Here is a 20,097-nt window from a genome sequence, read left to right as displayed (position 1 = left end):
CGGGGCCGTTCACAGCATCCGACGTCCGCTCGCGACGTATTGCCAGTCGCCCTGCGCTGCAGACAGGAGGGAGGCCGCGGCCGGTACCGGTGGTGACCATGGCAACGGACAAGCGGGCAGTTGCAAGCGGCGCGCGGTCACGGGTGTGTGGCTGCGCAGGCAAGACGCTGCAGGCAGCCGATGCGCCGCCGCCTCTCACTGCAACGGACGCACTCGCTGCGATCCACGCGCCATCAGGCGCAGTGCGAGCGCATGCGGCATCACGCGCAAGGCCGCATTGACCAGACGATAGCGCCAGCCCGGCACGGCCAGCACCTGGCCGCGTTCCAGCGCGGCAATGCCGTACTCGGCCACGTCGTCGGCCTGCAGCCACGCCCAGTGGGGCAGGGTGGACATCGCCGCGCGGGTGCCGGTGACATCGTGAAACTCCGACCAGGCAAAGCCGGGACACAGCGCGCAGACCTTGACCGCGCAGTCGGCGTTCTCCAGTGCCAGCGATTCGCTGAAGCGCAGCAGGAAGCTCTTGCTGGCTGCGTACAGCGTCTGCCCGTCGGCACTCGGCGTCAGTGCGGCGAACGAGGCCACATTGAGGATGCGGCCCTGGCCGCTGGCGCGGATCATCGGCAAGAGCCGCCAGGTCAGTTCGCACACCGCGCCCACCATCACCTGCAGAAAGCGTGCATGCGTGGCCCAGTCGTTGTGCAGATAGCGGCCCGGCACGCCGTAGCCGGCGTTGTTGACCAGGGTGCCCACCGTCCAGCCATTGCGCTGGATCTGCGCAACCAATGCTTCGACCGCGGCGGGATCGCCCAGATCGGCCGGCACCACTTCCACCCGCACCAAGGGCCGCAACTCCTCGGCCAGCGCCTGCAGCCGGTCGACCCGGCGCGCGGTCAGGATCAGCGGCACGCCACGCCTTGCATAGGCACGCGCAATCTCGCGGCCGATGCCGCTGGAGGCGCCGGTGACCAGCGCGAAGACAGGCGAAACGGACATGGCAGGTTCCTGGTGGAGGAGGGGGAGGACAGGCAATGGACAGAAGTGTGCCGGCTGCCGACAGGGCATGGGCTATTCTGTCGCCTGTCTTCCACTCAGGAACCTGCGCCTGATGCGTCGAAAGATCGTTGCCGGAAATTGGAAGCTGCATGGCAGCCGCGCCTTCGCCACCGAACTGGTGGCCCAGATCGCCGCACACATGCCCCTGGAGGGTGTCGATGTCGTCATCCTGCCGCCACTGCCTTACCTGGGCGACCTGATCGAGGATTTCGAGGAACACCACCTGTGTTTCGGTGCCCAGGACGTCAGCAGTAACGAGAAGGGCGCCTACACCGGGGAAGTCTCGGCCACGATGCTGGTCGATGTCGGCGCCGAGTACGGGCTGGTCGGCCACTCCGAACGGCGCCAGTATCATCGAGAGAGCAGTGAGCTGGTGGCGCATAAGTTCGCCGCCGCCATGCATGCCGGGCTGATTCCGGTGCTGTGCGTGGGCGAGTCGCTGGAGCAGCGCGAGGCCGACCAGACCGAGGCGGTGCTGCGCGCCCAGCTCGAGCCGGTGCTGGCGCTGGTGGGCAGCGCGGGCTTTGCCCGCGCCGTGCTCGCTTACGAGCCGATCTGGGCCATTGGCACCGGCCGCACCGCCAGCCCGGAGCAGGCGCAGGCGGTGCACGCGTTCCTGCGTGGCGAAGTCGCGAAGGCGGATGCTAGAATCGCCGATTCTCTGCCCATCCTGTACGGGGGCAGTGTCAAGCCCGATAACGCCAGCGAGCTGTTTGCCCAGCCCGACGTCGATGGCGGGCTGGTCGGAGGCGCCTCGCTGGTCGCCGAGGATTTCCTGGCCATCGCGCGTGCGGCGGCCGCTTGTTAACCCATTAAGTTTTGTCCGGGGACGGATTTCGAAATGCTGATGTTGATCCTCAATGTGGTCTACGTGCTGGTCGCGCTGGCGATGATTGCGCTGATCCTGATGCAGCGTGGTGCGGGTGCGGCAGCCGGTTCCGGCTTCGGCGCCGGCGCGTCGGGCACCGTGTTCGGCTCGCAGGGCGCGTCGAACTTCCTGTCCAAGTCGACCAAGTGGCTGGCGGTGGTGTTCTTCAGCATCAGCCTGTTCATGGCGTGGTACGCCACCCACGGCGCACGTCCGACCGACCAGAACCTGGGCGTGATGTCGCAGTCGGCCACCCCGGCGCCCGCCGCTGCGGGCGAGCTGACTCAGCCGTTGCCGCAGGCGCCGGCCGCCGGCGCAGTCCCGACCGCTCCTTCGCAGCCAGTGCCTGCTGCAACGCCGGCGCAGTCCGCACCGGCACAGCAGGTGCCCGCGGCACGCGAAGAAAACGCTTCAGAACCAGCACAAAAACGCTGAAGCCGGTTACAATACGCTGCGCACTGGGATGCCCAGCGGCGCAACGTATGCCCAGGTGGCGGAATTGGTAGACGCACTACCTTGAGGTGGTAGCGACTTAGGTCGTAGGGGTTCGAGTCCCCTCTTGGGCACCATTGTTTGGCTGCAGTTCCTGCGCATCGCTGGTCGCGCGCGGGGTCTGCCTATACCCCATGCCGGCACGCGGCGCGTGCGGGCAGAGGCAAGAGAGAATCGCTGTGCTGGCCGAATATTTGCCGAGTCTGCTGTTTCTGATCGTCGCCACCGGTATCGGCATCGTGCTGATGCTGGTCGGTCGATTCCTCGGTCCGCGTAGTCCGGACCCGCGCAAGCTCTCGCCTTACGAGTGTGGCTTCGAAGCCTTCGAAGACGCGCGCATGAAGTTCGACGTGCGCTACTACCTGATCGCGATCCAGTTCATCGTGTTCGATCTGGAAATCATCTTCATCGTGCCGTGGACACAGGTGTTCATGGAGATCGGCGCACGTTCGCTGGTCACCATGGGCCTGTTCGTCGGCATGTTGTTCCTCGGCTTTATCTACGTGTGGAAGAAGGGAGCGCTGGAATGGGAGTGATTCAGACCCTGGATCGTCTGATGACCAACCCGATGCCGGAAGGCCGGGTGGAAGACATCCTGCGCCCGGAAGGCGAAAACCCGCTGCTCGAGAAGGGCTACGTGACCACCAGCGTCGATGCGCTGCTGAACTGGGCGCGCACCGGCTCGATGTGGCCGATGACCTTCGGCCTGGCCTGCTGTGCGGTCGAGATGATGCATGCCGGTGCCGCGCGTCTGGATCTGGACCGCTACGGCGTGGTGTTCCGCCCGTCGCCGCGCCAGTCCGACGTGATGATCGTGGCCGGCACGCTGGTCAACAAGATGGCCCCGGCGCTGCGCAAGGTCTACGACCAGATGCCGGACCCGAAGTGGGTCATCTCGATGGGCAGCTGCGCCAATGGCGGCGGCTACTATCACTATTCGTATTCGGTGGTGCGCGGTTGCGATCGCATCGTGCCGGTGGACATCTACGTCCCCGGTTGCCCGCCGACCGCCGAGGCGCTGGTATACGGCATCCTGCAGCTGCAGAAGAAGATCTGGCGTACCCAGACCATCGCGCGCTGACACCCGTCTTCTTCTACTGAGAGCAGCCAAGCCCCCATGGCAGAGCAAGCATCTTCCTTCACTGACCGACTTGCGGCACGTTTCGCCGGTGCGCAGATCGCCGTGGCATTGCCGCGCGGCGAAGTGACGCTGGAAGTCGCTGCGGTCGATTGGCACGCCACCTGTCTGGCCCTGCGCGACGAGCTCGGTTTCGAACAGCTCAGCGACCTGTGTGGCGTCGATTACCTGGGCTACGGCAGCGACGAGTGGGATACCGCCGACGTGTCGTCGCAGGGCTTCAGCCGCGGCGTCGAGGGCAAGGCCGTCGGTCGTTTCGCCTGGGGCGAATTTCCCAGCCAGGAAAGCTCCGACGGCGCCCATCCGCAGCACATGCCCAAGCAGCGTTTTGCGGTGGTCGCGCAGCTGATCTCCTACCAGCACAACCAGCGTCTGCGCGTGCGTTGCTACGCACCGGACGAGCAGGTACCGATGGTGGCCTCGTTGACCGATATCTGGCCCGGCGTGAACTGGTTCGAACGCGAAGCCTTCGACCTGTTCGGCATCGTCTTCGATGGCCATCCGGACCTGCGCCGCATCCTGACCGACTACGGATTTGTCGGCCATCCGTTCCGCAAGGATTTCCCGCTGATCGGCAACGTCGAAGTGCGTTACGACGATGAGCGCAAGCGTGTCGTGTACGAGCCGGTGACCTCGGTCGAGCCGCGCGTCGGTGTGCCGCGCGTGATCCGCGACGATGCCCGTTATGAGACTGCCGCTGGTGAAGTGGGCAAGTCGGAGACCGCCAAGTGAGTGAGTTCCGCCAGGCAACCGATGCCTTCGCGAGCAATCCTGTCGAAAGCAAGCAGGAAATCCGCAATTACACGATGAACTTCGGCCCGCAGCATCCTGCGGCGCACGGCGTGCTGCGCCTGATCCTGGAAATGGACGGCGAGACCGTGGTGCGTGCCGATCCGCACATCGGCCTGCTGCACCGTGGCACCGAGAAGCTGGCCGAATCCAAGCCGTTCAACCAGTCGGTTCCGTACATGGACCGCTTGGATTACGTGTCGATGATGTGCAACGAGCACGCTTACGTGCGCGCGATCGAGTCCCTGATGGGCATCGAAGTGCCTGAGCGTGCGCACTACATCCGCACCATGTTCGACGAGATCACCCGCATCAAGAACCACCTGATGTGGGTTGGTTCCAACGCGCTCGACCTGGGCGCGATGGCAGTGATGCTGTACGCGTTCCGCGAGCGCGAAGAATTGATGGACGTCTACGAGGCGGTCAGTGGTGCGCGCATGCACGCTGCCTACTACCGTCCCGGCGGCGTGTATCGCGATCTGCCCGATCGCATGCCCAAGTACAAGGAATCCCGCTGGCACAAGGGCGGGGCACTGAAGAAGCTCAATGCAGCGCGCGAAGGCTCGATGCTGGACTTCCTCGAGGATTTCACCAATACGTTCCCGTCGCGTGTGGACGAGTACGAGACGCTGCTGACCGATAACCGTATCTGGAAGCAGCGTACTGTCGACGTCGGCATCATCAGCCCGGATCTGGCGCGTGCCTGGGGCATGACCGGCCCGATGCTGCGTGGCTCGGGCATCGAATGGGACCTGCGCAAGAAGCAGCCGTACGCCAAGTACGACGCGGTGGAGTTCGACGTGCCGGTCGGCACCAATGGCGATTGCTACGACCGCTATCTGGTGCGCGTGGCCGAGATGCGCGAGTCCAACCGCATCATCAAGCAATGCGTGAAGTGGCTGAAGGCCAACCCCGGCCCGGTCATGGTCACCAATTTCAAGGTCGCTCCGCCAAGCCGCGAAGGCATGAAGGACGACATGGAAGCGCTGATCCATCACTTCAAGCTGTTCAGTGAAGGCTACTGCGTGCCGGCTGGCGAAACCTATTGCGCGGTCGAAGCGCCCAAGGGCGAGTTCGGCTGCTACCTGATGTCCGATGGCGCCAACAAGCCGTTCCGCGTGCATCTGCGCGCGCCGGGCTTTGCGCATCTGTCGTCGATGGACGCGGTGGTGCGTGGCTATCTGCTGGCCGACGTCGTGGCGATGATCGGTACTTACGATTTGGTTTTCGGTGAGGTTGACCGATGAAGGCGACGGGTAATTTCGAAGCGGCGCGCGACGTCGATCCGCAGGTGGTGCTGAGCGACAAGACGCGCGCGCACATCGATCACTGGTTGAGCAAGTTTCCGCCCGATCGCAAGCGTTCGGCCGTGCTGCAGGGCCTGCACGCTGCGCAGGAGCAGAACCAGGGCTGGCTGACAGACGAGCTGATTGTCGGCGTGGCCAAGTATCTGGACCTGCCGCCGGTGTGGGCCTACGAGGTCGCCAGCTTCTACTCGATGTTCGAGACCGAGAAGGTCGGCCGCCACAACGTGGCGTTCTGCACCAACATCAGCTGCTGGCTCAACGGCGCCGAAGATCTGCTGGCGCACGCGGAAAAGAAACTGGGTTGCAAGCTGGGGCAGTCGACAGCCGATGGCCGCGTCTACCTCAAGCGCGAAGAAGAGTGCCTGGCGGCCTGCTCTGCAGCGCCGATGATGGTCATCAACGGCCATTACCACGAGCACCTGACGAAAGAGAAGGTCGACGCGCTGCTGGACGGGCTGGAGTAAGACATGGCACATCATCACGCACCCTCAGGCCCGGTCGGTCCGGCGCCGTTGCCGCATCAGGTCGTCTACACGACGCTGCACTACGACACCCCGTGGTCGTACGAGAGCTATCTGAAAACCGGTGGCTACGCCGCGCTGCGCAAGATCCTCGAAGAGAAGATCGCGCCGGCCGACGTCATCGAGATGGTCAAGGCGTCCAACCTGCGCGGCCGTGGCGGCGCAGGCTTCCCGACTGGCCTGAAGTGGTCGTTCATGCCCAAGGGCACGATGCAGAAGTACATCCTGTGCAATTCGGACGAATCCGAGCCGGGCACCTGCAAGGACCGCGACATCCTGCGTTACAACCCACACTCGGTGGTGGAGGGCATGGCGATCGCCTGCTACGCCACCGGCTCGACCGTGGGCTACAACTACCTGCGTGGCGAGTTCCACCACGAGCCGTTCGAGAACTTCGAGCTGGCGCTGGCCGATGCCTATGCCAACGGCTGGCTGGGCAAGAACATCCTCGGCAGCGGCGTGGATATCGATATCTACGGTGCGCTGGGTGCCGGCGCCTACATCTGCGGCGAAGAAACCGCGCTGATGGAATCGCTGGAAGGCAAGAAGGGCCAGCCGCGCTACAAGCCGCCGTTCCCGGCCAACTTCGGCCTGTACGGCAAGCCGACCACCATCAACAACACCGAGACCTATGCGTCGGTGCCGGCGATCATTCGCAACGGCCCGGAATGGTTCCTGGGGCTGAGCAAGACCAAGAACGGCGGCCCGAAGATCTTCTCGGTGTCCGGCTGCGTGCAGAAGGGCGGCAATTTCGAAGTGCCGCTCGGCACCACCTTCGACGAACTGCTGGAAATGGCCGGTGGCCTGCGTCCGGGCCGCAAGCTCAAGGGCGTGGTGCCTGGCGGCGTGTCGATGCCGGTGCTGAAGGCCGACCAGGTGGCCGGTCTGCAGATGGACTACGACACCTTGCGTGCGCTCGGCACCGGCCTGGGGTCGGGTGCGATCGTGGTGCTGGATGACAGCGTGTGCTGCGTGCGCTTCGCCTGCCGCATCTCGCAGTTCTTCCATAAGGAATCCTGCGGCCAGTGCACCCCGTGCCGCGAGGGCACCGGCTGGATGCACCGCGTGCTGGAGCGCATCGTTGCCGGCAAGGCGACGATGGAAGACCTGCATCAGCTGCGCACCGTTGCCGGCCAGATCGAAGGACACACCATCTGCGCCTTCGGCGAGGCGGCGGCGTGGCCGATCCAAGGCTTCCTGCGCCAGTTCTGGGACGAGTTCGAGTACTACATCGTCAACGGTCGTTCGATCGTCGACACGCACGTCGGAGTGGCCGCATGAGCGCCCAACCAGTGAACCCCAACGTGCCACCGGACCATGTCACCGTCGAGATCGACGGCCAGTCCCTGGTGGTGCCGAAGGGTTCGATGATCATCCAGGCGGCCGACAAGGCCGGCATCCCGATCCCGCGCTTCTGCTACCACGAGAAGCTGCCGATCGCGGCCAACTGCCGCATGTGCCTGGTGGACGTCGAGAAATCCCCGAAGCCGTCGCCTGCCTGCGCCACGCCGGTGATGGACGGCATGAAGGTCACCACGCGGAGCGAAAAGGCGCTGAAGTACCAGCGCAGCGTGATGGAATTCCTGCTGATCAACCATCCGCTGGACTGCCCGATCTGCGATCAGGGCGGCGAGTGCGAACTGCAGGACGTGTCGCTCGGTTATGGCCGTTCGGTCAGCCGCTTCAACGAACGCAAGCGCGTGGTGCCGGACGAGGACATCGGTCCGCTGGTTGCCACCGAAATGACCCGCTGCATCCAGTGCACCCGTTGCGTGCGTTTCACCGCAGACATTGCCGGCACCTACGAGCTGGGTGGCATGTATCGCGGCGAGAACCTGCAGATCGGCACCTACGACGGCAAGCCGCTGACCACCGAAATCTCCGGCAACGTCATCGACGTCTGCCCGGTCGGCGCGCTGACCAACAAGGTGTTCCAGTTCCGTGCGCGTCCGTGGGAGCTGATGGCGCGCGAGTCGCTCGGCTACCACGATGCGATGGGCTCGAATCTGTTCCTGCACGTGCGTCGCGGCGAAGTGCTGCGCACCGTGCCGCGCGAGAACGAGGCGGTCAACGAGTGCTGGCTGTCCGATCGCGATCGTTATTCGCATCAGGGCCTGTATGCCGAAGACCGTGCGGTCAAGCCGCTGAAGAAGGTCAACGGACAGTGGACCGAGGTGAGCTGGGCCGAAGGTCTGGCCGCCGCGACGCAGATCCTGCGTGACAACGCCGGCGATCAGCTCGGTGTGCTGGTGCATCCGTCCACCTCCAACGAAGAGGGCGCCTTGCTCGCACGTCTGGCCGAAGGCCTGAACAGCGGCAATCTGGATCACCGCCTGCTCAACCGTGATTTCTCCGATGCCGCGGTGGCCGAAGTGTTCGCCACGCCGCTGGCCGAGATCGAGCGCGCCGATGTGGTGGTGCTGTTCGGGACCAACGTACGCCACGAGCTGCCGTTGCTGCATGCACGCCTGCGCAAGGCCAGCATCCAGAACGGAACGAAGATCCATTCGGTCAACCCGGTCGATTTCGATTTTGCCTTCACCCAGGCAAGCCGCACGGTCGTTGCGCCGTCGCAGCTGGCCGGTGCCCTGGACGATGCGGCGGTGCGCGATGCGGTCAAGGGCGCCACGCGCGCCGTGATCGTGGTCGGCGCACTGGCTGAAAACCACCCGCAGGCTGCCGCATTGCGTGCCGCTGCACGCGACTTCGCCGCTGCAACCGGCGCCTCGCTGTGCCGCATCCCGCAGGGTGCGAACGCGGTCGGTCTGGTGTCGCAGGGTGTGCTGCCGACCGCACGCGATGTCGCCGGCATGCTGGCGCAGCCGCGCCAAGCCTACGTGCTGTATGGCATCGAGCCGGGTCTGGATTTCGCCGATGCCGCGGCCGCACGCAGCGCCTTGGCGGGTGCCAAGGTGGTCGCGTTCAGCCAGTTCGCCTGCGCCTCGACGCGCGACGTGGCCGATGTGATCCTGCCGATCGGTGCGCTGCCGGAAATCGACGCATCGCTGACCAATCTGGATGGCCGCGTGCAGACCGCACGTGCCGCCGGTCGCCTGCCGGTCGAAGCCCGCGAAGGCTGGCGCGTACTGCGTGCACTTGGTGGCGAGCTGGGTCTGGCCGGTTTCGAATTCATCGATCTGGTCGGCCTGCGTGCCGGCATGCAGAACCGTTCCGTCAGCCCTGTCGCTTCGGCGCAGCCGGCTGCGAGCAGCGACGGGCTGGAAGTTGCCGCCACCGCTGCGATCTATCGCACCGATGCGGTGGTGCGTCGCGCCGCCGCGCTGCAATCGCATCCGCTCAACATCGCGCCGTGTGTGGCGATGCATCCGGAGCAGGCTGCGCAGTTGCAGGTCGGCGCTGGTCAGATGGTCAAGGTCGGTACCGACGCCGGTAAGGCGACGTTGCCGGTAGTGCTGGACAAGCGCGTCGCACCGGGCACGGTGTGGATCGAATCCGGCCATGGCGCAACCGCGCCGCTCGGTGCCGGTCGTGTAACGGTGGTGGCTGCATGAACGAATTGCTGTTGAACCTGGTCGATCCCCTGCACCAGTGGTTTGTCGGTCTGGGCGATGGCGGCGTGGTGCTGTGGACCGTGCTGAAGATCCTGCTGATCGCCGTGCCGGTGATCGTGTCGGTGGCCTTCTACGTGGTCTGGGAGCGCAAGCTGATCGGCTGGATGCACGTGCGTCACGGGCCGATGTACGTGGGCATGGGCATCTTCCAGGCCTTCGCCGACGTGTTCAAACTCCTGTTCAAGGAGATCGTGCAACCGAGCAGCTCGCACAAGGCGATGTTCATCATCGCGCCGCTGCTGACCCTGGCGCCTGCCTTCGCGGCCTGGTCGGTGGTGCCGTTCGACGCGCAGCTGGTGCTGTCCAACGCCAACGTCGGTTTGCTGTATCTGCTGGCGATGACCTCGCTGGGCGTGTACGGCATCATCCTGGCCGGCTGGGCGTCCAACTCCAAGTACGCGTTCCTGGGTGCGATGCGCTCGGCCGCGCAGGTGGTCAGCTACGAAATCGCGATGGGCTTTGCGCTGGTCGGCGTGATGATTGCTTCCGGCAGCGTCAATTTGAGCCAGATCGTGTTCGCGCAGGCGGGCAGCTCCGGCTTCTTCGACTGGTTCCTGATTCCGCTGTTCCCGTTGTTCATCGTGTACTGGGTGTCCGGCGTCGCCGAAACCAACCGCGCCCCGTTCGACGTGGTGGAAGGCGAATCGGAAATCGTCGCCGGCCACATGGTGGAGTACTCGGGCGGTGCGTTCGCGCTGTTCTTCCTGGCCGAATACGCCAACATGATCCTGGTCAGCTTCCTGATCTCGATCTTCTTCCTCGGCGGCTGGTTGAGCCCGATCCAGGGTTGGGTCAATGCGGATATCTCGCCGTGGATCGACTGGTTGTGGAAGGGCGGTTGGCCGTGGCTGCTGATGAAGGTGTTCTTCTTCGCCAGCGCTTACATCTGGTTCCGTGCCAGCTTCCCGCGCTACCGCTATGACCAGATCATGCGTCTGGGCTGGAAGGTGTTCATTCCGCTCACGATCGTGTGGATCGCAGTGACGGCGTTGATGGTGTTTTACGGCGTGATCCAGAAGGGCGTGTAACTGATGAACAAGATCACCCATTACTTCAAGAGCCTGCTTCTGCTCGAACTGCTAGGCGGCCTGTGGCTGACGTTGAAATACACGTTCAAGCCCAAGTACACCGTGATGTACCCGATGGAGAAGTTCCCGCAGTCGCCGCGTTTCCGTGGCCTGCACGCATTGCGTCGCTATCCCAACGGCGAAGAGCGCTGCATCGCCTGCAAGCTGTGCGAAGCGGTGTGCCCGGCGCTGGCGATCACCATCGACTCGGCCAAGCGCGAGGACGGCTCGCGCCGCACCACGCGCTACGACATCGATCTGTTCAAGTGCATCTTCTGCGGCTTCTGCGAAGAAAGCTGCCCGGTGGACTCGATCGTCGAGACGCACATCCTCGAGTACCACTTCGAGAAGCGTGGCGAGAACATTGTCAACAAGCCGCAGCTGCTGGCGATCGGAGACCGGTTCGAAACCGAGATCGCCGAGCGTCGCGCTGCCGATGCCGCCTTCCGTTGAGGTCATGATGGACTGGGTCACTATTGCTTTTTACGCCTTCTCCGCCGTCGCGGTCGTGTCCGCCGGTGCGGTGATCAGCGTGCGCAACCCGGTGTACGCCGTGTTGTGCCTGATCCTCACCTTCTTCTCGATGGCATGCATCTGGTTGCTGGTCGGCGCCGAGTTCCTCGGCGTGACGCTGGTGCTGGTCTACGTCGGCGCGGTGATGGTGCTGTTCCTGTTCGTGGTGATGATGCTGGACATCGACACCAGCCGCCTGCGCGAAGGGTGGGTCAAGTACATGCCGGTCGGTGTCATCGTGGCGGTTGCCATGCTGGCGCAGATGGTCACCCTGATCGGGGTCAAGGCGCGCAGTGCCGCACCGTTCCCGGCCGATAACGCCGCTGCGCAGGCCGCCGACGTGTCGAACCTGACCTGGCTGGCCAAGACCCTCTATACCCAGTTCCTGCTGCCGTTCGAGTTCGCCGCGGTGATCCTGACCGTGGCCGTGGTGGCCGCGGTGATGCTGACCCTGCGCAAGCGCACCGGCATCAAGCACCAGAATGCGGGCGAGCAGTCGCGGGTGAAGGCGGGCGATCGTCTGCGCATGGTCAAAATGGCGGTTGAAAAGCCGGTACAGGTCGCGCCGAAGCTGGATGCGGCCGACGGACAGGAGGCGAAGTCTTGATTACCTTGGGCCACCTGCTGGGACTGGGCGCGGTGCTGTTCTGCATCTCCCTGGCCGGCATCTTCCTCAACCGCAAGAACGTCATCGTGCTGCTGATGTCGATCGAGCTGATGCTGCTGTCGGTCAACGTCAACTTCATTGCGTTCTCGCGCGAGCTTGGCGACCCCGCCGGTCAGCTGTTCGTGTTCTTCATCCTGACCGTTGCCGCCGCCGAGGCTGCGATCGGCCTTGCGATCCTGGTGACTCTGTTCCGCACGCGCCGCACGATCAATGTGGCCGAAGTCGATACGTTGAAGGGCTGACCTGTAGATGGAAATCACTCTCTCCAAGAGTCTGTTGATCGCGGTGGTGCTTGCACCGCTGGTCGGCAGCATCATCGCCGGCCTGTTCGGTCGCCAGGTAGGGCGCAAGGGCGCGCAATACGTCACCATCCTGGGCGTGGCGGTCAGCTGCGTGCTGTCGTGCCTGACGCTGTATCAACTGGTGGAGCAGGGCGCCAGCCCGTTCAACCAGAACCTGTACACCTTCTTCGATGTCGGTAACTACTCGGCGCATGTCGGCTTCATGGTCGATCGCCTGACCGCGATGATGATGGTGGTGGTGACCTTCGTGTCGCTGCTGGTGCACATCTACACCATCGGCTACATGGAAGAAGACCCGGGCTACCAGCGTTTCTTCAGCTACATCTCGTTGTTCACCTTCTCCATGCTCACGCTGGTGATGAGCAACAACTTCCTGCAGCTGTTCTTCGGCTGGGAAGCGGTGGGTCTGGTGTCCTACCTGTTGATCGGTTTCTGGTTCAAGCGCCCGACCGCCGTGTTCGCCAACATGAAGGCGTTCCTGGTCAATCGCGTCGGCGACTTCGGCTTCATTCTCGGTATCGCCGGTGTGCTGCTGTGGTTCGGCTCGCTGGATTACTCCACCGTGTTCGCCAATGCGACCACCATGGCTGGTGCCAAGGTGCAGCTGTTCGCAGGCCACGAGTGGAGCGTGATGACGCTGATCTGCATCTGCCTGTTCATCGGCGCGATGGGCAAGTCGGCGCAGGTGCCGTTGCACGTGTGGCTGCCGGACTCGATGGAAGGCCCGACCCCGATTTCGGCACTGATCCATGCCGCGACGATGGTGACCGCCGGCATCTTCATGGTCGCGCGCATGTCGCCGCTGTTCGAGCTGTCGGAAACCGCGTTGAACTTCATCCTGTTCATCGGTGCGACCACGGCCTTCTTCACCGGCCTGATCGGCATCGTGCAGAACGACATCAAGCGCGTGGTTGCGTATTCCACGCTGTCGCAGCTGGGCTACATGACCGTGGCGCTGGGCGTGTCGGCGTATTCGGCCGCCGTGTTCCACCTGATGACGCATGCCTTCTTCAAGGCGCTGCTGTTCCTGGCGGCCGGTTCGGTCATCATCGGCATGCACCACGAGCAGGACATGCGCAAGATGGGCGGCCTGCGCAAGTACATGAAGGTGACCTACTGGACTAGCGTGATCGGTACCTTGGCACTGGTCGGTACGCCGTTCTTCTCCGGCTTCTACTCCAAGGACACCATCATCGAGGCAGCCGCACACCATGCCCATGAGTCGCATAGCTGGATCGCGACATATGGCTATTGGGCAGTGCTCGGCGGCGTGCTGGTGACCAGCTTCTACAGTTTCCGCCTGCTGTTCCTGACCTTCCACGGCAAGGAACGCTTCCGCGATGCCCATGCGCACGCTGCGCATGCACACCACGACAGTGCGCACACCGATGCCGAGGCGCAGGTCCACGCGCACGACAGTCATGCGCACGACGCACATGCACACGATACGCACGGCCACGACGACCACGGTCATGGCCACCATGGTGCCCACGAGCCGCATGAATCCAAGTGGGTGGTGACGCTGCCGTTGATCCTGCTGGCGATCCCGTCGGTGGCGATCGGTTTCTTCACCATCGGTCCGATGCTGTTCGGCACCGACTGGCAGGGCCACCACGCCGCGCATGCGCTCAAGGGGCAGGCAGTGTCGTTCTTCACCGGCATCGTCGATTTCTACGATCCGGCGCGTGACACCGTCGGCGCACTGGCCGAAGAGTTCCATGGCCCGGTCGCCTTCGCGCTGCATGGCATGATGGCGGCACCGTTCTTCCTGACGGTCGCCGGCCTGCTGCTGGCTGCGCTGTTCTATCTGTGGAAGCCGGAACTGGCTACCAAGTCGCGCAAGGCGTTCGCGCCGGTGGTGTGGCTGCTGGAAAACAAGTACGGCTTCGACAAGCTCTGGATCAATGGCTTCGCCGGTGGCGGCGTGGTCCTTGGCAAGGCGTCACGTGCCATCGATACCCATGTGGTCGACGGTGTCGTCGTCAATGGTTCTGCCCGACTGATCGACCTGGCTGCAAATCTGCTGCGTCGCACGCAATCCGGTTTCCTCTATCACTACGCCTTCGCAATGATCATCGGTTTGATCGCCTTGTTGGCGGTACTGATGCATTTCTGGCGTTGACCTGTACGGAATAAGAAAACGTGTCGAACTGGCCTTTACTGTCTATCTTGATCTGGCTGCCGATTATCGGTGGCGCCTTGATCCTTGCGTTGCGCAACGCCGAGACTGCCCGCTGGGCATCGCTGGCGGTGGCGGTGGCGACCTTTGTGCTGAGTCTGCCGCTGCTGGGCTACGACACCGCCAATGACGCCCTGCAGTTCATCGAACTGCATGCCTGGATCCCGGCCTACAACATCGGCTACAACCTGGGCGTTGACGGCATCGCGGTCGCGTTGATCGTGCTGACCACGCTGGTGACGGTGCTGGCCCTGATCGGCGCCTGGCGCTCGATCGACAAGCGCGTCAATCAGTACGTCGCCGCCTTCCTGATCCTGGAAGGCGTCACGGTCGGCATCTTTGCCGCGACCGACGCGATGCTGTTCTATGTCTTCTTCGAAGCCATGCTGATCCCAATGTTCCTGATCATCGGCGTCTGGGGCGGTCCGCGGCGCATCTACGCGGCGATGAAGTTCTTCCTGTACACCTTCCTCGGCTCGGTGCTGATGCTGGTGGGCCTGGTCTACCTGTACCTGAAGGGCGGTAGCTTCCAGCTGGCCGACCTGTACGCGTTGCAGCTGACCGCCAAGGAGCAGACCTGGATCTTCTTCGCCTTCCTGATCGCGTTCGCGGTCAAGGTGCCGATGTTCCCGGTGCACACCTGGCTGCCGGACGCACACGTCGAAGCGCCGACCGCCGGTTCGGTGATCCTGGCTGCGATCGCGTTGAAGATCGGTGGCTACGGCTTCCTGCGTTTCAATCTGCCGATCGTGCCGGATGCAAGCCACGAGTTCGCCTGGCTGGTGATCACGCTGTCGCTTATCGCGGTGATCTACGTCGGTCTGGTGGCCCTGGTGCAGGACGACATGAAGAAGCTGGTGGCGTATTCGTCTATCGCGCACATGGGCTTTGTCACCCTCGGCACCTTCATCGCCTTCACCCTGGTCCGTGAGTACGGCAGCACCGATGCCGCCCGCCTGGGCCTGCAGGGTGCGATGGTGCAGATGATTTCGCACGGCTTCGTGTCCGGTGCGATGTTCTCCTGCATCGGCGTGCTGTACGACCGCATGCATACCCGCCGCATCGCCGATTACGGTGGCGTGGTCAACGTGATGCCGTGGTTTGCGACGTTCTCCATGCTGTTCTTCATGGCCAATGCCGGCCTGCCGGGTACCAGTGGCTTCGTCGGCGAGTTCATGGTGATCCTGGCCAGCTTCCAGAAGCATCCGCTGGTTGCCTTCGCTGCCGCCACCACGCTGGTGATCACCGCCGCGTATACGCTGTGGCTCTACAAGCGCGTGTTCTTCGGCGAAGTGGCCAATGCCCATGTGGCCGAGCTGAAGGACATCAATGGCCGTGAGGCGTTCGTGCTGGGGGTGTTCGCCGTTGGCGTGCTGGCCCTGGGCCTGTATCCGAAGCCGCTGACCGATCTGATGGAACCATCGATCGCCAAGCTGGCTACCCAGATTGCCGCGTCCAAGCTGTAACAGCTTGCCGTACGTTTTGATTTCCAGGATTTGATGATGACCACGCCAACGCTCGCGCCGTTGACCACCGCTGACCTGGCTCCGCTTGTTCCGGAGCTGGTGCTGATCGGCGGCGCCTTTGCACTGCTGATGCTCGACCTGTTCGTGAGCCAGCGGAACAAGGTCTGGACCCACCTGTTCTCCGTCGCCGTGCTCGCGGTGGTGTTCGCGCTGTTGGCGACCGGTACGGGCGGGCAGGGCGAGATCTTCCACGGCATGTTCGTGCGCGACACTGCGGCCGACGTGATGAAGACGGTGATCGTGCTGGTCAGTGGCCTGAGCCTGGTCTATGGCTGGACCTACCTGCGCGAACGCAATCTCTATCAGGGCGAGATCCCGGTGCTGGTGTTGTTCGCCACCGCCGGCATGATGCTGCTGACCTCGGCCGGCAGCCTGCTGATGGTGTACCTGGGCCTGGAACTGCTCGCGCTGTGCTCGTACGCATTGGTCGCCTCCAATCGCGACAACGGCCTGGCCACCGAAGCGGCGATGAAGTACTTCGTGCTCGGTTCGTTGGCCTCGGGCCTGCTGCTGTACGGCATGTCGCTGGTCTACGGCGCCACCGGGACGCTGAGCCTGAGCGGCATCCACGACGCGATCGAAGGCTCCAACGAGCGCACGCTGCTGCTGACCGGCACCATCTTCATGATCGCCGGCGTGGCCTTCAAGCTGGGTGCTGCCCCGTTCCACATGTGGTTGCCTGACGTGTACCAGGGTGCGCCGGCGCCGATCGCCTTGTTCATCAGCTCTGCGCCCAAGCTCGCTGCCTTCGGTATGGCGTATCGCCTGCTCGAGGTTGGCATGGGGCCGCTGTCGCCGCAGTGGCATCTGTTGATCGGCGGCCTGTCTGCGGTGTCGCTGGTGATCGGCAACCTGATGGCGATTGCGCAGAGCAACCTCAAGCGCATGCTGGCGTACTCGACCGTCTCGCACATCGGCTTTCTGTTGATGGGCGTGGCCGGTGGTGGCGAGGAAGGCTATGCCGCAGCGATGTTCTACGCGGTGAGCTATACCATCATGTCGACCGCCGCGTTCGGCGCGATCATCGCGTTGTCGCGCAACGGCTTCGAAGCCGAGAACATCGATGATTTCAAGGGACTCAACGCACGCAATCCGTGGATGGCCGGCCTGGTGCTGTGCATCATGGCCTCGCTTGCGGGTATCCCGCCGTTCCTGGGCTTCTGGACCAAGCTGGCGGTGCTCAGCGCCGCGGTAAATGGCGACATGCTGTGGCTGGCCCTGGTCGGTGTGCTCTGCGCGGTGATCGGCGCCTTCTACTATCTGCGCGTCATCAAGGTCATGTACTTCGATGAGCCGGTGGGCGAGCCGCTGCCGGCCAACAACGACCGTGTGCTGGGTACCGTGCTCGGTGTCAACGCGCTTGCGTTGCTTGCGCTGGGCCTGGCCTGGAGCCCGATCATGGTGTGGTGCCAGCGTGCATTTGCAGGCCTTGCCTGAGTCACAGTCGTGGCATGACCTTGCGGCACATGTGCACAAGCACTGTTGATGGGCCGACTGAAATAAAGTCGTAATTGCTGTTTCGTTTTTGTTGCAATGCGGTTATCATTTGCCGCGACGTTGAAGACCCCCAGGGTTTTCAATCGATGAAAAACTAGGGCTTGCAATTGCCGCTCAAGTTCTTCATAATTCCGCTTCTGCTGCGGGGTGGAGCAGTCTGGCAGCTCGTCGGGCTCATAACCCGAAGGTCGCAGGTTCAAATCCTGCCCCCGCTACCAAGTTTTGAAGTGCTGCTTTAATGCAATGCCTTAGGGCAGTTCTTCAGCTTCTTGGATCGCAAAGACGCATGTTCCCGTCTTTGCGCCGACCCTGAGAGGTCGGGATTTTTTCACGCAAGGGGCCCATCGGGCCCCTTGTTTTTTCCGGAACCGGAAAGTTTGCTGCCGGTTGCCGGGGTTCTACTGGCAATCATCTGATCAGGGCAGTCTGTGAGCGAAAAAGCGACCGAAATCGCGAATCTGCTGAGTCCAACGGTTGAGTCCTTGGGCCTGGAACTGCTGGGTGTGGAATATCTTCCCGCTCCAGGTGGCGCCACATTGCGCCTGTACATCGATGTGCCGCTGGCCGAACAGCCCGAGCGTGTCATCAACGTCGACGACTGCGAGCGTGTGAGCCGCGAAGTCTCGGCCCAGCTCGACGTCGAAGACCCCATCACCGGCAACTACACGCTCGAGGTGTCCTCGCCGGGTGTGGACCGTCCGTTGTTCACGCTGGAGCAGTTCGGCCGTCACGTTGGCGAGTCCGCCAAGATCGTGCTGAAGCTGGCGCAGGATGGCCGGCGCCGCTTCCAGGGCCAGATCGTGCGAATCGACTCCGAGACGGATGCGGTGGTGTTCGCCGTCGACGGCAAGGATGTGCAGATCGGCTTCGACAACATCGACAAGGCGCGCATCCTGCCGGATTGGGTCGCCCTGGGCCTGGCCCCGCAAAAACCGAACAAGCCCGGCCCGAAAAAACCCGGGCACGACAAGAAGAAACCATCCAACGAGTCGGCGGCTGGCAAGCCGCGCGCGGAGTGACGAAATGAGCAAGGAACTTTTGCTGGTAGTGGATGCGGTGGCCAACGAAAAGGGCGTGCCGCGCGAAGTGATCTTCGATGCGATCGAGGCCGCGCTGGCTTCCGCAGCGAAGAAGCGCTATCCCGACCAGGACGTGCTGACGCGCGTGACCATCGACCACAAGGACGGTAACTACGAAACCTATCGTCGTTGGGAAGTGGTTGCCGACGATGTCGTGATGGAATCCCCGGATCGCCAGGTGCGTCTGATGGATGCCGTCGACGAAGCCGACGGCGTCGAGGTGGGAGACTACATCGAAGAACAGATCGAAAACCCGGACTTCGGCCGTATCGCGGCGCAGGCTGCCAAGCAGGTGATCGTGCAGCGTGTGCGCGAGGCCGAGCGTCAGCAGGTGGTCGATGCCTGGAAGGATCGCGTCGGCGAGTTGATCACCGGTGTGGTCAAGCGCGCCGAGCGCGGCAACATCTTTGTCGATCTGGGCGGCAATGCCGAAGCCTTCATTCCCAAGGACAAGGGCATTCCGCGTGACGTGCTGCGCCCCGGCGACCGCGTGCGCGGCTATCTGGCCGAAGTGCGTTCGGAGCCACGTGGCCCGCAGCTGTTCATCAGCCGCGCCGCGCCGGAATTCATGATCGAGCTGTTCAAGCTCGAAGTGCCGGAAGTGGGCCAGGGCCTGGTCGAGATCAAGGCATGCGCACGCGATCCGGGCGACCGCGCCAAGATCGCGGTGATCGCGCACGACACCCGCACCGATCCGATCGGCGCGTGCATCGGCATGCGTGGTTCGCGCGTGCAGGCGGTATCCAACGAGCTCAATGGCGAGCGCGTGGACATCGTGCTGTGGAACGAGAACCCGGCCAACTTCGTCATCAATGCGATGGCGCCGGCCGAAGTGCAGTCGATCATCGTCGATGAAGACAAGCACTCGATGGATCTGGCCGTGGCGGAAGACCGCCTGGCCCAGGCGATCGGCAAGGGCGGCCAGAACGTGCGTCTGGCCAGCCGCCTGACCGGTTGGCAGCTCAACGTGATGACCGCCGACCAGGTGGCCGCCAAGTCCGAAGCCGAGCAGACCTCCGCGCGCCAGTTGTTCATGGATCGCCTGGAAGTGGACGAGGAAATCGCAGCGATCCTGGTGACCGAAGGCTTCAATACGGTCGAAGAAATCGCCTACGTGCCGGTCGGCGAGTTGCTGGCGGTGGAAGGCTTCGACGAAGACATCGTCGAAGAGTTGCGCGCCCGTGCCCGCGATGCGTTGCTCAACGCCGCGCTGGCAGAAGAAGAAGGCCTGGAAGGAACTCAGCCCACCGAGGACCTGCTGGCGCTGGAGGGGATGGACGAGGAAACGGCCTTTGCTCTGGCCGAGCACGGCGTGCGTACCAGCGAGGACCTGTCCGACCTGGCAGCGGACGAGATCGTCGACTTCGGCATCGAGGGTCTGACCCAGGAGCGCGCCGCGGCGCTGATCCTGGCGGCCCGCGCCGAGGAGATCGCCCGTTTGGAGCGCGGCGAATGAGCCGGCAATGAACCGCGCCCTGACCCCATCAGGGCTTAGAATCAGCGTTTCCCTTGCTCTGGGCGAGG

General features: G+C 63.5%; 19 protein-coding genes and 2 tRNA genes. 20 read left to right on the top strand and 1 reads right to left on the bottom strand.

The features are described 5' to 3' along the window. Positions 1-195: 195 nt before the first annotated feature. Positions 196-996, bottom strand: coding sequence for an SDR family oxidoreductase (locus ABQ039_RS12420; protein WP_349778419.1), 801 nt, complete (start codon positions 994-996; stop codon positions 196-198). 112 nt (positions 997-1,108) lie between these two features. Here ABQ039_RS12420 and tpiA point away from each other — a divergent pair, with 112 nt between their 5' ends. The 20 genes from tpiA to nusA all read left to right on the top strand — a co-directional run bounded on the left by tpiA (position 1,109) and on the right by nusA (position 20,029). Next, positions 1,109-1,864, top strand: a complete 756-nt coding sequence (gene tpiA / locus ABQ039_RS12415) for a triose-phosphate isomerase (protein WP_016902991.1) — start codon at positions 1,109-1,111, stop codon at positions 1,862-1,864. Between the two features lie 33 nt (positions 1,865-1,897). Further along, on the top strand, positions 1,898-2,359 hold the full coding sequence (secG, locus tag ABQ039_RS12410; RefSeq protein ID WP_184609161.1) for a preprotein translocase subunit SecG: 462 nt from the start codon (positions 1,898-1,900) through the stop codon (positions 2,357-2,359). Positions 2,360-2,408: 49 nt separating this feature from the next. After that, positions 2,409-2,493 (top strand) — tRNA-Leu (locus ABQ039_RS12405). 102 nt (positions 2,494-2,595) lie between these two features. Beyond that, the gene (locus ABQ039_RS12400; protein ID WP_003485539.1) at positions 2,596-2,952 is read left to right on the top strand and encodes an NADH-quinone oxidoreductase subunit A; all 357 of its coding nucleotides are present in this window, start codon (positions 2,596-2,598) and stop codon (positions 2,950-2,952) included. Next, positions 2,943-3,497: an NADH-quinone oxidoreductase subunit B family protein gene (locus tag ABQ039_RS12395; RefSeq protein WP_016944318.1), complete on the top strand. Its 555-nt coding sequence runs from the start codon at positions 2,943-2,945 to the stop codon at positions 3,495-3,497. Before ABQ039_RS12400 ends, ABQ039_RS12395 begins: the two co-directional genes overlap by 10 nt. 36 nt (positions 3,498-3,533) lie before the next feature. Beyond that, positions 3,534-4,286: an NADH-quinone oxidoreductase subunit C gene (locus ABQ039_RS12390; RefSeq protein ID WP_046343337.1), complete on the top strand. Its 753-nt coding sequence runs from the start codon at positions 3,534-3,536 to the stop codon at positions 4,284-4,286. Further along, positions 4,283-5,590 (top strand): NADH-quinone oxidoreductase subunit D, encoded by a 1,308-nt coding sequence (locus tag ABQ039_RS12385; RefSeq protein WP_016902995.1) that lies wholly within the window; start codon positions 4,283-4,285, stop codon positions 5,588-5,590. Before ABQ039_RS12390 ends, ABQ039_RS12385 begins: the two co-directional genes overlap by 4 nt. After that, entirely contained in the window at positions 5,587-6,114 is a 528-nt protein-coding gene (gene nuoE / locus ABQ039_RS12380; RefSeq protein WP_016902996.1) for an NADH-quinone oxidoreductase subunit NuoE, read from the top strand. Before ABQ039_RS12385 ends, nuoE begins: the two co-directional genes overlap by 4 nt. 3 nt (positions 6,115-6,117) lie before the next feature. After that, positions 6,118-7,452, top strand: a complete 1,335-nt coding sequence (nuoF, locus tag ABQ039_RS12375; protein WP_024937978.1) for an NADH-quinone oxidoreductase subunit NuoF — start codon at positions 6,118-6,120, stop codon at positions 7,450-7,452. Beyond that, positions 7,449-9,683, top strand: a complete 2,235-nt coding sequence (nuoG, locus tag ABQ039_RS12370) for an NADH-quinone oxidoreductase subunit NuoG (protein ID WP_349778420.1) — start codon at positions 7,449-7,451, stop codon at positions 9,681-9,683. Before nuoF ends, nuoG begins: the two co-directional genes overlap by 4 nt. Then, a complete protein-coding gene (gene nuoH / locus ABQ039_RS12365; protein ID WP_167709144.1) occupies positions 9,680-10,771 on the top strand; it encodes an NADH-quinone oxidoreductase subunit NuoH in 1,092 nt (363 codons plus the stop codon). The genes nuoG and nuoH overlap by 4 nt, the downstream gene beginning before the upstream one ends. 3 nt (positions 10,772-10,774) lie before the next feature. Further along, positions 10,775-11,263: an NADH-quinone oxidoreductase subunit NuoI gene (gene nuoI, locus ABQ039_RS12360; RefSeq protein ID WP_167709143.1), complete on the top strand. Its 489-nt coding sequence runs from the start codon at positions 10,775-10,777 to the stop codon at positions 11,261-11,263. 4 nt (positions 11,264-11,267) lie between these two features. Further along, positions 11,268-11,930 (top strand): NADH-quinone oxidoreductase subunit J, encoded by a 663-nt coding sequence (locus tag ABQ039_RS12355; protein WP_172837831.1) that lies wholly within the window; start codon positions 11,268-11,270, stop codon positions 11,928-11,930. Beyond that, a complete protein-coding gene (nuoK, locus tag ABQ039_RS12350; RefSeq protein WP_006450557.1) occupies positions 11,927-12,232 on the top strand; it encodes an NADH-quinone oxidoreductase subunit NuoK in 306 nt (101 codons plus the stop codon). The genes ABQ039_RS12355 and nuoK overlap by 4 nt, the downstream gene beginning before the upstream one ends. Positions 12,233-12,239: 7 nt before the next feature. Then, the gene (nuoL, locus tag ABQ039_RS12345; protein ID WP_184609165.1) at positions 12,240-14,414 is read left to right on the top strand and encodes an NADH-quinone oxidoreductase subunit L; all 2,175 of its coding nucleotides are present in this window, start codon (positions 12,240-12,242) and stop codon (positions 14,412-14,414) included. A gap of 20 nt (positions 14,415-14,434) precedes the next feature. Beyond that, positions 14,435-15,937, top strand: a complete 1,503-nt coding sequence (locus tag ABQ039_RS12340) for an NADH-quinone oxidoreductase subunit M (protein WP_102256530.1) — start codon at positions 14,435-14,437, stop codon at positions 15,935-15,937. A gap of 36 nt (positions 15,938-15,973) precedes the next feature. After that, a complete protein-coding gene (gene nuoN / locus ABQ039_RS12335) occupies positions 15,974-17,434 on the top strand; it encodes an NADH-quinone oxidoreductase subunit NuoN (protein ID WP_024937972.1) in 1,461 nt (486 codons plus the stop codon). A 201-nt stretch (positions 17,435-17,635) separates the two neighbouring features. Beyond that, positions 17,636-17,712: transfer RNA gene (locus ABQ039_RS12330), tRNA-Met, on the top strand. Between the two features lie 210 nt (positions 17,713-17,922). Beyond that, entirely contained in the window at positions 17,923-18,513 is a 591-nt protein-coding gene (rimP, locus tag ABQ039_RS12325) for a ribosome maturation factor RimP (protein ID WP_046343329.1), read from the top strand. A gap of 4 nt (positions 18,514-18,517) precedes the next feature. Beyond that, entirely contained in the window at positions 18,518-20,029 is a 1,512-nt protein-coding gene (gene nusA / locus ABQ039_RS12320) for a transcription termination factor NusA (RefSeq protein WP_024937970.1), read from the top strand. Positions 20,030-20,097: the final 68 nt, after the last annotated feature.

Origin of the sequence: Xanthomonas sp. WHRI 6108 (assembly GCF_040202385.2) — a bacterium.
Classification (GTDB): Bacteria; Pseudomonadota; Gammaproteobacteria; order Xanthomonadales; family Xanthomonadaceae; genus Xanthomonas; species Xanthomonas arboricola.
Note: the sequence above shows the minus strand (reverse complement) of the source record. Positions and strands in the feature narration are given on the sequence as shown.

Coding starts and splice junctions, on each gene's coding strand:
- ABQ039_RS12395 (WP_016944318.1), top strand. CDS start 2,943: ATGGGAGTGATTCAGACCCTGGATCGTCTGATGACCAACCCGATGCCG.
- ABQ039_RS12420 (WP_349778419.1), bottom strand. CDS start 996: ATGTCCGTTTCGCCTGTCTTCGCGCTGGTCACCGGCGCCTCCAGCGGC.
- nuoE (WP_016902996.1), top strand. CDS start 5,587: ATGAAGGCGACGGGTAATTTCGAAGCGGCGCGCGACGTCGATCCGCAG.
- nuoH (WP_167709144.1), top strand. CDS start 9,680: ATGAACGAATTGCTGTTGAACCTGGTCGATCCCCTGCACCAGTGGTTT.
- nusA (WP_024937970.1), top strand. CDS start 18,518: ATGAGCAAGGAACTTTTGCTGGTAGTGGATGCGGTGGCCAACGAAAAG.
- ABQ039_RS12355 (WP_172837831.1), top strand. CDS start 11,268: ATGATGGACTGGGTCACTATTGCTTTTTACGCCTTCTCCGCCGTCGCG.
- nuoI (WP_167709143.1), top strand. CDS start 10,775: ATGAACAAGATCACCCATTACTTCAAGAGCCTGCTTCTGCTCGAACTG.
- nuoF (WP_024937978.1), top strand. CDS start 6,118: ATGGCACATCATCACGCACCCTCAGGCCCGGTCGGTCCGGCGCCGTTG.
- nuoL (WP_184609165.1), top strand. CDS start 12,240: ATGGAAATCACTCTCTCCAAGAGTCTGTTGATCGCGGTGGTGCTTGCA.
- tpiA (WP_016902991.1), top strand. CDS start 1,109: ATGCGTCGAAAGATCGTTGCCGGAAATTGGAAGCTGCATGGCAGCCGC.
- ABQ039_RS12390 (WP_046343337.1), top strand. CDS start 3,534: ATGGCAGAGCAAGCATCTTCCTTCACTGACCGACTTGCGGCACGTTTC.
- nuoG (WP_349778420.1), top strand. CDS start 7,449: ATGAGCGCCCAACCAGTGAACCCCAACGTGCCACCGGACCATGTCACC.
- secG (WP_184609161.1), top strand. CDS start 1,898: ATGCTGATGTTGATCCTCAATGTGGTCTACGTGCTGGTCGCGCTGGCG.
- nuoN (WP_024937972.1), top strand. CDS start 15,974: ATGACCACGCCAACGCTCGCGCCGTTGACCACCGCTGACCTGGCTCCG.